Annotated in this window: 11 protein-coding genes and 1 tRNA gene; 6 read left to right on the forward strand and 6 right to left on the reverse strand. The window is 42.7% G+C overall.

Annotated elements, in window-relative coordinates; all coding sequences use genetic code 11:
• Positions 1-17 precede the first annotated feature (17 nt).
• The 6 genes from MUK70_RS21350 (at position 18) to MUK70_RS21375 (ending at position 7,457) form a co-directional block, all read left to right on the forward strand.
• Entirely contained in the window at positions 18-4,169 is a 4,152-nt protein-coding gene (locus tag MUK70_RS21350; protein ID WP_234655052.1) for a T9SS type A sorting domain-containing protein, read from the forward strand.
• A 117-nt stretch (positions 4,170-4,286) separates the two neighbouring features.
• Positions 4,287-4,703 (forward strand): nucleoside deaminase, encoded by a 417-nt coding sequence (locus MUK70_RS21355; protein ID WP_234655386.1) that lies wholly within the window; start codon positions 4,287-4,289, stop codon positions 4,701-4,703.
• A 63-nt stretch (positions 4,704-4,766) separates the two neighbouring features.
• The gene (locus MUK70_RS21360) at positions 4,767-5,372 is read left to right on the forward strand and encodes a superoxide dismutase (RefSeq protein ID WP_234602836.1); all 606 of its coding nucleotides are present in this window, start codon (positions 4,767-4,769) and stop codon (positions 5,370-5,372) included.
• Between the two features lie 116 nt (positions 5,373-5,488).
• Positions 5,489-5,564: transfer RNA gene (locus MUK70_RS21365), tRNA-His, on the forward strand.
• A 248-nt stretch (positions 5,565-5,812) separates the two neighbouring features.
• Positions 5,813-7,033, forward strand: coding sequence for a site-specific integrase (locus MUK70_RS21370; protein ID WP_234655053.1), 1,221 nt, complete (start codon positions 5,813-5,815; stop codon positions 7,031-7,033).
• A 196-nt stretch (positions 7,034-7,229) separates the two neighbouring features.
• Positions 7,230-7,457, forward strand: a complete 228-nt coding sequence (locus MUK70_RS21375) for a hypothetical protein (protein WP_234655054.1) — start codon at positions 7,230-7,232, stop codon at positions 7,455-7,457.
• 697 nt (positions 7,458-8,154) lie between these two features.
• Here the strand turns inward: MUK70_RS21375 and MUK70_RS21380 are convergent.
• From MUK70_RS21380 to MUK70_RS21405, 6 genes are all read right to left on the reverse strand, one after another.
• Positions 8,155-8,844, reverse strand: a complete 690-nt coding sequence (locus MUK70_RS21380; RefSeq protein WP_234655055.1) for a peptide arginase family protein — start codon at positions 8,842-8,844, stop codon at positions 8,155-8,157.
• Positions 8,845-8,911: 67 nt separating this feature from the next.
• Positions 8,912-9,793, reverse strand: coding sequence for a hypothetical protein (locus tag MUK70_RS21385; RefSeq protein ID WP_234655056.1), 882 nt, complete (start codon positions 9,791-9,793; stop codon positions 8,912-8,914).
• Positions 9,756-10,709 carry an MvdC/MvdD family ATP grasp protein gene (locus tag MUK70_RS21390; RefSeq protein ID WP_234655057.1) on the reverse strand — a complete coding sequence of 318 codons (954 nt, stop codon included), beginning with the start codon at positions 10,707-10,709 and terminating at the stop codon, positions 9,756-9,758. Before MUK70_RS21390 ends, MUK70_RS21385 begins: the two co-directional genes overlap by 38 nt.
• Positions 10,706-11,074, reverse strand: a complete 369-nt coding sequence (locus MUK70_RS21395; protein WP_234655058.1) for a hypothetical protein — start codon at positions 11,072-11,074, stop codon at positions 10,706-10,708. The genes MUK70_RS21390 and MUK70_RS21395 overlap by 4 nt, the downstream gene beginning before the upstream one ends.
• Positions 11,075-11,174: 100 nt before the next feature.
• Complete coding sequence (locus MUK70_RS21400; RefSeq protein ID WP_234655059.1) at positions 11,175-12,638, reverse strand: caspase family protein; 1,464 nt, start codon at positions 12,636-12,638, stop codon at positions 11,175-11,177.
• Positions 12,639-13,244: 606 nt separating this feature from the next.
• Positions 13,245-14,321, reverse strand: a complete 1,077-nt coding sequence (locus MUK70_RS21405) for a carboxylesterase family protein (RefSeq protein WP_234655060.1) — start codon at positions 14,319-14,321, stop codon at positions 13,245-13,247.
• Positions 14,322-14,365 lie beyond the last annotated feature (44 nt).

The following is a 14,365-nucleotide window of genomic DNA, read 5'->3' on the forward strand; positions in this document are numbered from 1 at the left end:
GATATTAAGACAGATACATGAAAAGAACATTTATTAAAAAGAGTATTTTTACAATCCTGGCCGCGATTTTAAGCGTCGCAAATTCATTTGGCCAGACAGCAATAACCACGGGTGCCCTAAGCCCGACGGAAGTTTGTGCAGGCGGAAATATTACTGTTCCTTTTACCACAACCGGCACGATTGCCCCATTAACCAATTTTATTGCCCAACTGTCAGATGCCGCAGGGGCGTTTACAACACCGGTTAACATCGGTTCTGCCGAGGCATCTCCCATTACCGCAATCATTCCTGTCGGCACAGTCGCTGGCGCTGCTTACAAGGTTCGAGTTATTTCGGTTTTAGCCGCCGTTACAATTGCCACTGGTTCGGAAAGCGCTGCGCTTAAAGTCAACGCTATTCCAGCAGCCCCGACCGTGACTTCACCTGTTGCTTACGAAGTCGGAGCTACGCCCGTTGCATTGGCGGCTAGCGGCACTGGCCTGAAATGGTATAATGCAGGAACCGGCGGCACAGGATCAACAACGATTCCCGTCCCGGACACCAAAACGGAGGGAACACAAAATTTTTTCGTAAGCCAAACAGTAAGCGGCTGCGAAAGTGCGCGGTCTGAAATTGTTGTTAATGTAACCAAAACAGCCTGCACGCCGCCTGCGAAACCAGTTGTGGCTGATAAAAATTATACAATTGGTGACCCGGAAGAAGCATTGACGGCAACAGGAACAAATTTGAAATGGTATGCGGCTGCTTCGGGTGGTTCACCATTAGCCTCTGCGCCAAAACCGTCTACCGCAGCAGCCGGGAAGACAAGTTATTTCGTAAGCCAAACAGTTAACGAGTGTGAAAGTGAGCGTGCGGAAATTGTAGTGACTGTAAGTGCATGTACACCGCCTGCTAAGCCGGGAGTTGCTAATAAAAGCTATACAGTTGGTGACCCTGAGCAAGTGCTGACGGCAACAGGAACAAATTTGAAATGGTATGCGGCTGCATCTGGTGGTTCACCATTAGCCTCTGCTCCGAAACCGTCCACTGCCACAGCGGGAACAACAAGTTATTATGTAAGCCAAACCGTCGGAGGATGTGAAAGTGAGCGTGCGGAAATTGTAGTTACAGTAAGCGCCTGTACGCCGCCTGCTAAGCCGGGAGTTGCTAATAAAAGCTATGCAGTTGGTGACCCTGAGCAAGTGCTGACGGCAACAGGAACAAATTTGAAATGGTATGCGGCTGCATCTGGTGGTTCACCATTAGCCTCTGCTCCGAAACCGTCCACTGCCACAGCGGGAACAACAAGTTATTATGTAAGCCAAACCGTCGGAGGATGTGAAAGTGAGCGTGCAGAAATTGTAGTCACAGTAAGCGCCTGCACACCGCCTGCTAAGCCGGGAGTTGCAAATAAAAGTTATACGATTGGCGATCCCGAGCAAGTGCTGACAGCAACAGGAACGAACTTGAAATGGTATTCAAATGCTTCGGGCGGTTCCCCATTAGCCTCCGCTCCCAAACCATCTACTGCCACAGCGGGAACCACAAGTTATTATGTAAGCCAAACCGTCGGAGGATGTGAAAGTGAGCGTGCAGAAATTGTAGTCACAGTAAGCGCCTGCACACCGCCTGCCAAGCCGGGAGTTGCAAATAAGAGTTATACGATTGGTGATCCTGAAGAAACGCTTACAGCAACCGGAACAAACTTAAAGTGGTATGCCAATGCCACCGGCGGCTCTCCGTTAGCTTCTGCTCCCAAACCGTCCACTGCGACGGCCGGAACCAGGAGTTACTTTGTGAGTCAAACCGTTGGTGGATGCGAGAGTGCGAGGGCAGAAATCGTAGTCTCAGTAAGTGCTTGCACCCCACCCGCAAAGCCAACAGTCTCAGCTATTGATCCGGTTTGTATGTATGCAACAGTTCCATCTTCGCTCTTATCAAGTGCCGTCTCGCAAAAGACTGGCTTGAAGTGGTACGATAGCGCTACTGGCGGCACCGGCTCCACCACAGTTCCGACACCATCTACAACCACTGCTGGTATAAAAGTCTTTTACGTAACGCAAACTGTTAATAAATGCGAAAGTGAAAGAGCGGCGGTAAGCTTTGAGGTTAAGGCTCTACCGGAAAGACCAACAGTCTCAAACTTAGAATATTGCAAAGACGTCACTAATGCAGTTCCATTGACTGCTTCTGGAACGGGTTTGAAGTGGTATGCCACCGAAACAGGTGGAAGTCCTTTGGCGGGTGCTCCAAAGCCATCGACCACGACAGTTGGAACAGTTTCATATTTTGTAAGCCAGACGGCTGCAAATGGCCTATCATGTGAAAGCCCTCGTGCGGAGTTAAAAGTGACTGTTAACGCTTTACCTGTTGCGTTGCAAGCAATTTCAGAAGCCTTATGCCAGGAACGTGCAGACAAAGTATATAATCTCGCCGCTCAACCGTCCGGTGGCAACACAGTGAATTGGTATACAACTCCTACCGGTGGAACTGCTTCAAAAAATGCGCCATCGGTAAACCTGAAAAACGCTGGCGAAACAATAGCCTATGCAACTCAGGTTTCTGCAAAAGGCTGTGAGAGCCCATTACCGAGGGCCGTTCAAAAAGTCCGCGTGAAACCACTTCCAGGCTTGCCAGGCGTCGAAAAACCACTAGTCGAAATATGCCAGTTTGTGGCCGCTCAGCCATTGTCTGCAACGCCGGTAACCGGAGGAATCTTGAAATGGTACGGAACAAACGCATCAGGCGGTGATCCAAGTGACAATGCCCCAATTCCATCCACAGCCGAGGGCGGGACTACTTCTTATTTTGTAGGACAGGCTTTGGAGGGATGTATCGGTGACCGTGCGAAAATTGATGTAAAAATCAATACAACACCAAAACCACAGACCACGACGCAACTTGCTTACTGCCAGAATGAAGTGGCGCCGAGACTGGACGCAACCGGTTCTATCCTGAAATGGTATCGCAATGCAAATGACACTGAATTCCAAGGCATTCCGTTTACACCGTTTACAGAAAAGGTGCAGGATTATTCATTCTTCGTGACACAAACAGGCACCAATGGCTGCGAAAGTCCAAAAGAAGAGATCAGGATCCACATTAAGGCATTACCATCGGCTACGATCTCGGGCAACTCCACCATTGACCTTGGACAAACTGCTACGATCCGGATCAGATTTACTGGTGACGGCCCCTGGATTTACGCACTTTCAGACGGCACAACTGATACAACAGACCAACAAAATCACGAAATTCAGGTTAAGCCAACAACGACGACATCTTATTTGCTTACGAATGTGGCTAACGCTTGTGGTAAAGGTTTGCCGATCGGCAGCGCCCTGGTGACGGTAAAGGTTCCTACCATTAATTCGGGTAACCCGTCCGTGGCAGAAGCCTGCGCCGGAAAAACATTTAGTGTACCGTTCCAGCAGTCAGGGGATTTCCCTACTGAAAACACTTTCAAAGTTCAGATCGCGACGGAAAACACGGATGCGAAATTTGTAAGCATTCCGTCAGTTGCCTCATCGAACATCATAACCGCAACATTTCCGGACACAACGCTGGCCGGAAGTTATTATGTCCGCGTGGTAAGTTCAGGCACAAATCCGAATTTTACTGTGAAAGGCAGTGTCAGCTCGATCACCATTACAGCAAGCCCGCTTCCCATTGCGACGATCACAGGCACGCAAACGATTTTGGTAGGAGACAAAGCTGATATGAAGATTGCAACCACCGGAAAAGCACCATGGACATTTACATTGAGCGATGGCAAAAAAGATTCACTGATCACCGCAGCCGTAACGCCTTACACGTTCAAACTTGCGCCGAAAACAACCACAACCTATACCATTACCAAAGTAACCAACGTCTGTGGAACGGGCAAAGGTGCAGGCACCGCACGTGTACAAGTTGACCCGATTCTGGGTGTCGAACCGCCAGCATCAGCGGATTGGGTGAATGTATATCCTACTCTTGTAACATCACAATGCACTGTTGAGTTAAAAGGCGCAATATCGCTAAAAGAAGCCAGTGCGGAAGTCATTGACCTGACCGGCCGTTCACGCGCAGTGAAGACAATCAGCCAGAAAACAACGGAAGTGGATTTCTCTTCCTTCCCTTCCGGACTTTACCTGCTGAGAGTTACAAACGGAAATAAGAATACAGTGTGGCGCATTATGAAGCCATAATTTTGATATAACAAACAACAAACGGGACATTTATTGCTTGGCAATGAATGTCCCGTTTTCATTCATCAACGGACCCATACCTTGAACATCCAGGCAGACATTCTCGACAACTACTTTATGGCCGAGGCCATGCGGCAAGCTGAAAAAGCATATGACGAAGGTGAAATCCCCGTTGGTGCCGTAGTTGTGATTGGCGAGCGCATTATTGGCAAAGGTTATAATCAAACCGAAAAATTACACGACGTAACTGCTCACGCAGAGATGATTGCGATTACCGCGGCGTCCGATAACCTCGGGTCAAAATACCTGCAGGACTGCACATTATACGTCACGCTCGAACCCTGTGTGATGTGCGGCGGGGCGCTTTTCTGGACGCAGATGAGCCGCGTCGTATTTGGTGCAGCCGATGAAAAGCGGGGGTTTTCGAGGCTTGGCAACGTCATTTTACATCCTAAAACGAGTCTTACAACCGGAATTTTGGCCCAGGAATCACAGGAACTGCTGCTCAAATTTTTTAAGCAATTAAGAACATAAAGCTTTCTTCTGCTGTTAGCCTAGTGATATAGTATTTATTTAAAACATTAAACTACACTGAAAATGGCATTTACACTAGATCCCTTACCTTACGCAAACAATGCATTGGAGCCGCATATCGATGCATTGACTATGGAGATACATCACGACCGTCACCATCAGGCATATGTTACCAATTTGAATGCAGCAGTAGCAGGAACTGAACTGGAAGGCAAAAGCATAGAAGAAATTATTGCGAATATCAGCAAAGCACCAGCTCCTGTACGCAACAATGGCGGCGGTCACTGGAACCACGCATTTTTCTGGAAATCCCTTTCCCCAAACGGAGGCGGTGAACCAACAGGCGAATTGGCCCAAGCTATCACAGCGAAATTCGGATCATTCCAGGCATTTAAAGATGAGTTCAAAAAAGCAGCGACAGGTCGTTTCGGCTCAGGCTGGGCTTGGCTTATCAAATCTGGCGACGGTGTGGCGATCACTTCTACGCCTAATCAGGACAACCCATTAATGGACATCGCAGAAGCAAAAGGAACGCCTATCATCGGTTTAGACGTGTGGGAGCACGCATATTACCTGAAATATCAAAACAAGCGCCCGGATTACATCGACGCTTACTGGAACGTAGTAGACTGGAAAGCTGCTGACGCTCTTTACGTTGCATCGAAATAAGGGTTAGAAATATAGATTGAGGTTTGAAGGTTGAAAAAAAAGTGCACTATTAGCCTTGCAACCTTCAAACCTTTTCCTACTTTTGTATCCTCGAAAGGGGTTTTTCCCCTCAGAACGGAGGTTGTAGCTCAGTCGGTTAGAGCGCTAGATTGTGGTTCTAGAGGTCGCGGGTTCGAGACCCGTCTCCCTCCCTTGAAAACAGTTCAAAGTCAAACAAAATGCCTGTAAATCAATGATTTGCGGGCATTTTGGTTTTTCAGATTATATCAAAAAATACAAAAATTCCCATGTTTTCCAGCGTCATTCGTGTAGTTCAACGCTTGACGAAAAAAGACGCTGGAAAATGCCCGTAAGTTTCTGATTGACAACCTGTTTACGCCGTAAATATCTTGTTTAGAAAGGCCGGTAACGCGATATTTAACCACTTAAATGTTAGCGTCATGTTAGAAAAAACTTTCGGCCTGTTCTTCTATTTGAAACACGCCAAGTACCAGAAGGAGGGTTTACGTTATGTTTACCTCAGAATTACAGTGGACGGCAAGTCTGTCGAAATGTCCACGAAACAGCTTTGGAGCCCTACCAGATGGAATGCAGATGCGGGTAGAGCTACTGGCCAAAAAGAAGACACCCGCACACTTAATGCCTATCTGGACATGCTGGGCTCAAAAGTATTTCAAGCGAAGAAGATTCTGATCGAGGATGACAAGGAATTAACAGCCGAAGCATTGAAGAATGTCCTGCTTGGTAAGAGCAATGAGACTCGCACGGTCCTTGAAGTTTTCCAGCGCCATAATGAGCAAATGGAAGCACTGGTCGGCCAAGAGTTCGCTCCGCTCACCTTGAAGCGCTATAAGACCGCCAAGGAGCATACAGCTTCCTTCATCAAGTGGAAGTACAAGAAGGATGATATGGCGATCAGGGACTTGAATTATGAATTCATTACTGAATTCAATTTCTGGCTTCGGAGTGCGCGAGGCTGCAACCATAACTCTGCGATCAAGTATATGAGCAATCTGAAAAAGGTTGTGTTGATCTGCGTCAATAACAAGTGGTTGAAGAAGGATCCGTTCCAAGGATTCAAGCTGACGAAGAAAGAGGTTGTGAAGAATCCTCTATCCAGGGATGAACTGAAACGATTGACGGAAAAAGTGTTTGAAGTTGAAAGAATCAGCCAGGTGCGGGATATCTTCCTTTTCTGCTGCTACACCGGGTTAGCTTATGTGGATGTGAAGCAATTGAAGACAACGGACATTGTCGTCGGAATGGATGGCGAGCCGTGGATCGATACCACGCGGCAGAAAACGGATGCCCCTACACGTATTCCGCTGCTGGATACAGCGTTGGAAATTATTGAGAAGTATAAGGATCATCCACAATGTTGTGTGGCCGGTGTTGTGCTACCTGTGCTGAGTAATCAGAAGATGAATGCTTACTTGAAGGAGATTGCTGACCTGTGCGGGATTTCCAAGACACTGACTTTTCATATTGCGCGGCATACGTTTGCTACAACTGTGACGCTGAGTAATAAGGTGCCTATTGAGACGGTTTCCAAAATGCTGGGGCACCGGTCGTTGAAGCAGACTATGATTTATGCGAAGATTCTCGATGTGAAGATTAGTGAGGATATGAAGGGGTTGCGCGAGCGGTTGAAGGGTGGATAGATTATCAGGGAGGAGCGCTAGGTTACAAAGCCTAGCGCTTTGAGGCTACTTTGGACTACGCTTAGCATAATGTTAATTATACAACATATTGTATTGCACTGAAATAGCCTTACACTAACTCTGTAAGCTAATGAAAGTGAATATTGTCGAGAACTTTTTATGTCTATTCTTTGTATTCAAATTATACCTATATTTTATGTCGTTCGAAGAACTCGCCATCGGCTATGCAATCGTTGACACGGTCTTTACAGGCGGTGAGCGATTTCGTACAGTCTATTGCTGGTTTGAGAAACAGATTAAGAGCGAATGTGCAGCCTTTGATAGAGATTATATTTTATATCTGGAAGCTATAAAAAAAATAACTAACGGTTATTTTGGCCAAAAATCAAAAGAATGTTCTGTTGGATTTGTTTTCAATTTCTAAAACGATCTTCTACGACAATTTTTAGTTAACATACAAGCGAAATTTTTATTCATAAATTTCAAAGATCTCCAAATAAAGGCCTGTGACGTATATGCCTTAGGGGCCAATTCCAGCCATCCTTTATGACCAATCAACTCTTAATGATCGGATAAAGCTTCCTCATCACATACTCGCAGCATATTGGCATGGTCATGCCGTGACTTCTTAGCAGGCTCGCCATTATCGATTCAGCATTCCAGTGATTTTTGGGTAAAGAGGCTACCTAGCTGTTTTGAGCAGTAGCGACTTTCATCATACGTATTGCATAACATGGCGTCCGTGCTGATAGTCAGGTCTTTGAAATTTGGGTTTGCCCCATGAACCATACTCCTGAACTTTGACTTTTCAACGGTGCAATATATCTGTTTCCCGGTTATTAACACTTTTATGGCTGTACCCGGATGTATTGAGGTAGACCGATATTTGATGATTAGGATACAATAGCTCAATCTTTGCAATCATTGGCATGATGTAGCTGCTCTGCCCTTAAAGACATGGAATCTTTCATACTTTGCATGGCCAGCAATGGGCTAGGTCCCTTGATTCATTCTCCCATTTGTCGTTGTTTATCAGCGTCCGCGGAAACGATCGTTTCTGTGGCACATATTTCTAACCTTAATTTTAATTTATTAATACTTTTACCGAACTTATCTCTATCTCAAATTTCTATCTTGATATTCAATGGTTTTAATATCCTGTTGGCCATGTTTACAGAATTATCCCATGAGCCACAACATTCGGGGCTTAACGCAATAGTTATCAAGTCAAAATTGTCTTTGTTTTTTAGAAGCCATCTTGAAAAGAAACTTATAAACTTTGTGCTGAATATTTCAAAGGTTATGTGATCATCGTGTTTAAAAAAGTAATCTATGTCAATGTTTAAAATTTTTCTGTTCTCATATTTATGCCATAGTCTAGAACTTAGATCCCAAATGTTAAATTCATTGAATTTTACACCCTCTATATCTGACATATCTCCTATTCCCTGGGTAATTGACACAAATTCATTTATCAAATTAGGATATTTCTCAATAAACAAACGAATATAATTATCCCACATAAAATAATTATAACCGCATTCATGTTTAAAATTTACAATTTGATCTATTGGAAGAGCTTCTAAATCAACGGAACCATAAATAAATTCCCCAGGTGGAGAGCAACCTAGGTCATAGTGTGCGTCTATGTGTACAACAGTTATATTTCTATCTTTTGGCAGTTTGTCCCAACACCAAATAGCGCCTAAATGATTATCCATAATATATATATGGTCCGCTTGAGCAAAATAGTTCAAATTTTCAGACATTGATATTTGTCTACCGCTATTGATTAATACTTTGAATTCCATTTATACTAACTTGAAATAGAAAATCGTTTACCGCTATCTACTGTTCGACCTATCCACAATGATCGCTTCACTTGTGAATCAATGCCTTCAACTTTTTTAATTCAAATCGAATACTATCAATCTCATTCATACTGCGGTCGAATCTTTTCCCTACCTGTTGATTACTCAAAAAATCATTGTTGCTCAAAATCGTGAATTGATGTTGTGTTAACCGAGATTCAGCAATCAACAACCTAGAATTTAGGCTGTTGATGATCCTATCATTTTCTTTCTCCTTTTCATCAGGTTTATTGACAAACAGCAGCGATACGGTAATTAATCCTGTCAACAAACCAGAAAGAATAAATCCAGAAACAAACCACCGATTTGCATAAATAAGAATATCAGCCTTTTTATCGTTTACCACTTGGTTCTCTCGATGTTGATAAATCAAATCCTTCACTCGCTTTACAAATATAGCATCACTTGTTGATCCTGAATCAATTACCGATGCAACACTCGTTTTCTTGTATACAAATTTATTGATTCCAAATATCTGAGTTGCGAACAAAATAGAAGTGACATAGGCTGAAAACGCCAGAGCAAAAATGATCAAGACGAATATCTTTATACCTAATTTTTGTGAGCTTAACGTATCATTAAAAAATGGAGCAATGACAGCTGTTATAGAAAACACTAATCCCGCCTGAGTGATTACATTACCTATTTTTGTTTCAATAGAGCTATGCCTTGTCTCTTCATCACTGACAAGTTCTTTGATTGTTAAAAGATGCTGTTCGGAGATATCCCTTTGATATCTGTATTGCAATCTCAAATCTTCTAAGTCTGATTCCCTGCTACCAGATAATGGTTGAAAGGTCGGTGGAGTAGGACTTGTTGGCCTAATAAAAACCCCATAGAATCCATAAAAATTAGCTAATCTCTCTAGCTTGTTGTTTAATCCTAGCATTTTGTAAGAAGTCAATTATCGTATCAGAAATTGGTAGTCCCGTATCCATCTCGATCCAGGCCCATTGACCGTTTGGGTTGATTTCAAGAAAAACATAATCCCCTTCGGGAGTCTCGATTAAGTCAATGGCTCCAAACGACAGGTTTAGGGCTCTAACAATTTCAACACATTTATCTTGAAGCATTTGTGGCAAGCTGTATGAAGTGAATGGTAGCCTTTCTCTTCTCCAGTCAACCTTGGTCATCTCACTTTGTTGAGAATTGACGCTAGCAGCAAAGACTGCGTCATTTATTACTGTTACTCTGATCTCACATTTTTTTTCTACGTACCTCTGATATATACTTGGCAGCGGAATGGATTCCAGCAACTTTTCTAGTTCTAAATTTGAAATTTTTGTTGTGTAGATTAGTTGGCTTCCATTTTTATGCTCAAATCGGTTATTGTAAATCGGCTTTATGATAAGTTGCCCTTCGCAATCCTCGTAAAATTTACTAATCTCCTGAATATCAGTCGAAATCAGTGTTGGAGGGATAGCAAAGCCAATTTGTTGAGCAGTTTTTAGTTGTAAGAATTTGTTTTCAGCTCGATAAACGTAATCTGGCTCACTGATCCACCGCGCATCTATGGTATTCCATAAGTTTCTTTGAAACCATTGGAATTCAGATAAATAATAAGCTTCGACATACGGGTCGATACCTTCGAGATCAGGAAGCTTTGTGCGTCTAAACCATACACCAGAAAACTTATCCTGCCCATCAATTACTGGCGCAAAGCCTGACTTACTTGATAAACTGACATCTGTACGTGTGCCGATATCTTCACAATTGAGTCTATAATAAGGAATATCTCTTTCGTTGAGCTTCTGGATGAGAAAATCGGCTGTAAAATCAGATTTGTGGGTAACGACTAGGATCATAGATCTTGATCAGTATCCGTTACCTCTGTACCACTTTCCGTCAAAGTTGCTGTATCAATCAAAGACAAAATTTCAAGCCGAGTATTTCTATCTTGATCAGTATCTGACACTTCCCCGAAGGCTCGGGTCCCTGTTGAAGTATCTAATAATTGTTTGAGGTTAAAGTCTTTGTCAGAGTCAGAAGACTCAAAACCGGTTTTAGTCAAAGTCTCTGTATCCAGGCTAGCCATATTAATAGCAGGCATGCCAGTAGTCATAATAACATTTAAATTTTTAGTATAGGAGTATTCGATCTTGGAAAAATCTAGTCCCTCATTCGATACTTCTGTTCCAAAATTTAAGATAAATGGTTTTGTTTTATTCATTTTATTATACCTAAATTAATTTTACGAAATGAACAGGTTTATACTAGCTTTAATAACTATTTTTAATATTATCATTTATGGATAAAGTCCTCGATTTGTCTTAAAAATTGCTGTGACCATCATGATTAAAGTAAAAGTCTGCGGTCAATGATGTTGATTCCCAAGGTATTTGCGCGTCATTCGACTTCTCCATAACTGCTTTTCTTACTTTTTGAAACAGCTGATTCACAGATAGGTTTACTGTTTTAATTTCCAAAATTAGCTCACCAGTGTAAAGTCCATTTTGGCCCTCCCCATCCGAAGCAGTTTTGCCAGGAGACGTTGAATATGCAATTAATGATCCTTTCGGAGCATCCATGACTGCAAATCCTCTTTGTGTTAAACTTCGTCCCCAATTCCGTTCGAAGGGATTATCACGACATGCATCCAGAATTAGAACGTTCACTGTGGTTTTGGCATTCTCCATATGGCTTAATATTCTATCGACTTGGACGCAGTCGTATTCAACAGTTCGTTCGTTTTTTAAATTTGCGTCAATTGGTATCAAATAATTTAAACCTTTAACTTGAACTCCATGCCCAGCAAAATAAAATAGTCCTACATCATACTTTTCAAGTTCCACTCCGAAGTCATCAATTATTATTTTAAGCTCTTTCAGTTTTGTATTCTCTGCTGACATCACATCAAATCCTAAGGATTCAAGACTTTGTTTAACTGCAATTGCATCATTAATTGGATTTTGCAGACTCCCTCCAAATTCATATTGATTGCAACCCACAACTAATGCAAGCTTTTGCTGCTTGGCCTCATTACTAATGGATTCAGATGCTTCAATATTAATTTCTCGATATCCATAAATAGACTTCCCGGCAATTTTTGACTTTTCATAGTATTCGATGTCACTAGTTGCCAGGTTTCTATTATATATCTCTACCAATTGGCTTACACTTTCATCGTCGGTTCTTGCAACTGGATTTATAATCAGAGCTAAAAACTTAAGAAATATGTCTTCTTCACAATGAAGTAAATTAAATCGTCTATCAGTAAACACCCAATCGTCTTCCCAATCATAATTCATTATTCGATGTTTATGAATGTCGTCAAATGCATTGTCATATCTTGAATCATTCGAAGGTATTTTTGAAAGATCAAATATGCGATTTAGGAAGTTAGGTTCCTCTAGTCTACCAGACCACGAAATTTTATGTAAGGTAATCTCATCAAATATTGCTTGTCGAGCAACGATGGATATTTTTAGTCCAGAGTCATTTTCATTGTCAATCTTTGGGTTCCATGAAATGCTGCGAATATGCATACCTAATGCAGTTGCAACTTCCATCAGCTGATTTTCGATTATTTCTGTTTCTTTTTTGAAATGAGTTGACAGCTTGGGATAATATTTCCCGGGAACTCCAATCTGAGCATCCATCAAAGCCGTCTCTCTATCGCTACTCATTTCAAAAAGTGTGTCAACGTATAATAAGTCAATGCTACATTCAGAAATAATTCGAGCAGAATCTTTTTCTCCAACATCTAGTAGCCATTTATGTAGTTCTTTTTGCATTTTCTTCTATTAGACTCTTGACAACTAACCTCTTAGTGAATTCAGCTTAGGTGCATGCACGATGTGAATTTGATTATTGTAATACATAGTCACTAATATACCTAAAATCAGTTAAAATGTAATTTTCTTGCTATGTTTTATTACATTAACAATGAGTGCTTAATCTATCATAGCTTTCTCATCAGAAAGCCTATCTTCGGCAACAACTGGTCAAGGGCTACATGTAAGGTGTCGGCGGGTAATAGCGCTTATGTTGACCCGTCACTATACACCGGAAAATCTTTTGACTTTGCAGTATATACTTCAACCCTGTACTAACGCCACACCTATGGTAGGGGTTTGAGTTTCTTTCAGGACATCTTCAATCTTACCTTTCAGATCCCCAATCGTTTTCGGCCCCCATATTTCGACTGCCTCATCAGTGGCATTGTCAGAAATAAAGACAAAAAATCATTACAAACCTGGGCATTTAGAAAATTGAAATCATTGTAGTCCAATGTAAATGAGAGAGGTTACATTCTTTTGGAAGTTAGCTAAGCATTTATTTTACTGCAGTGAGATGTAATCAAGGTATTTGAAATCAGAATGCCTGAAACTTGGATAGATTTAAATTTTACGCCTCTGCATAAAAAGCCAGTCCCAAACGCCCGGTGTTTCCGCAACCCGCTTACCAATATAATGGTCGGCACCTGCAAACTCTGTGTAGCGAGGCTTACTTCCTGCTTTACGAAGCGCATTCACCATTTTCCTGGAATAGCTTACCGGAACAAGCAAGTCGTCGCTTCCGTGAAAGGCCCAGATACTTACATCCGCCATGTTTTCCACCAACCCTTCCTCACCTCCACCGCAGACTGGAATAGCCGCAGCGAACATTCCCGGATGGTTGCCAATGAAATGCCATGATCCATACCCGCCACCTGACTCACCGATCACATAGCGTCGCAGCGCATCAATACTGTATTCTTTTTCCAAAGAGGCCATTAATTCCATAATGGCAGAATCCACGTCCGGGTCCATCCAAACTTTTCCTACTTCACACTGTGGTATTAGCAGGAAAGCAGGATGATTTCTGCGGTTGTTGTAATTAGCCAACACAGGGGCATAGGAGGCTTGGACCTGTGCTGCATTGTCCCGCCCGTGCGCTCCGCCATGGTGCAGACAAAGGACCACCGGATATTTCTGGGTTGAATCGTAGTTAAGCGGTTTCATCAGACGGTAAGGTAATTTTTCACCATCAATACTTTCAAAAAGATGCGACTCAAAACGGTCTGCGAGAGCTCGTTCCGTTGCCGAAAGGTTTCGCACAGGCAGTGGAGCCCGGCTTTCTTCATAAAAGTCGGCACCGAGGGAGATGGAAAAATAGCTAACGATAACGGATACGAGTATAAAACCAACCAGCGACGCCCTGGGAATGCTATTCAAACTTTTACTGGCATTTACCTCACTGACAAAATGTATTATCCATAACCCTGTTATTGCGACCATGAGCCAGCTAAGCACAAAATCAGCTTGCGAAAGCATTACCTTCATTTGGAAATCGGCGAAGACGTTGTACCAAATCAATAGTGCTATCTGAGCAATATCGACGCAAATCGATGCAATGCCAATCCATTTCAGCCAAAACTGGTCACGGCTTTTGGAAACAACCAAACTTACCCCCAGGAACAAATTTGCCGCGGACACGGCGCAGTAAGAATAGTAGTACCAGCTTTCAAGGTTTTGATTAA

This window comes from Dyadobacter chenwenxiniae (genome assembly GCF_022869785.1).
GTDB classification, from domain to species: Bacteria; Bacteroidota; Bacteroidia; order Cytophagales; family Spirosomataceae; genus Dyadobacter; species Dyadobacter chenwenxiniae.

Coding starts and splice junctions, on each gene's coding strand:
- MUK70_RS21350 (WP_234655052.1), top strand. CDS start 18: ATGAAAAGAACATTTATTAAAAAGAGTATTTTTACAATCCTGGCCGCG.
- MUK70_RS21355 (WP_234655386.1), top strand. CDS start 4,287: ATGGCCGAGGCCATGCGGCAAGCTGAAAAAGCATATGACGAAGGTGAA.
- MUK70_RS21360 (WP_234602836.1), top strand. CDS start 4,767: ATGGCATTTACACTAGATCCCTTACCTTACGCAAACAATGCATTGGAG.
- MUK70_RS21370 (WP_234655053.1), top strand. CDS start 5,813: ATGTTAGAAAAAACTTTCGGCCTGTTCTTCTATTTGAAACACGCCAAG.
- MUK70_RS21375 (WP_234655054.1), top strand. CDS start 7,230: ATGTCGTTCGAAGAACTCGCCATCGGCTATGCAATCGTTGACACGGTC.
- MUK70_RS21380 (WP_234655055.1), bottom strand. CDS start 8,844: ATGGAATTCAAAGTATTAATCAATAGCGGTAGACAAATATCAATGTCT.
- MUK70_RS21385 (WP_234655056.1), bottom strand. CDS start 9,793: ATGCTAGGATTAAACAACAAGCTAGAGAGATTAGCTAATTTTTATGGA.
- MUK70_RS21390 (WP_234655057.1), bottom strand. CDS start 10,709: ATGATCCTAGTCGTTACCCACAAATCTGATTTTACAGCCGATTTTCTC.
- MUK70_RS21395 (WP_234655058.1), bottom strand. CDS start 11,074: ATGAATAAAACAAAACCATTTATCTTAAATTTTGGAACAGAAGTATCG.
- MUK70_RS21400 (WP_234655059.1), bottom strand. CDS start 12,638: ATGCAAAAAGAACTACATAAATGGCTACTAGATGTTGGAGAAAAAGAT.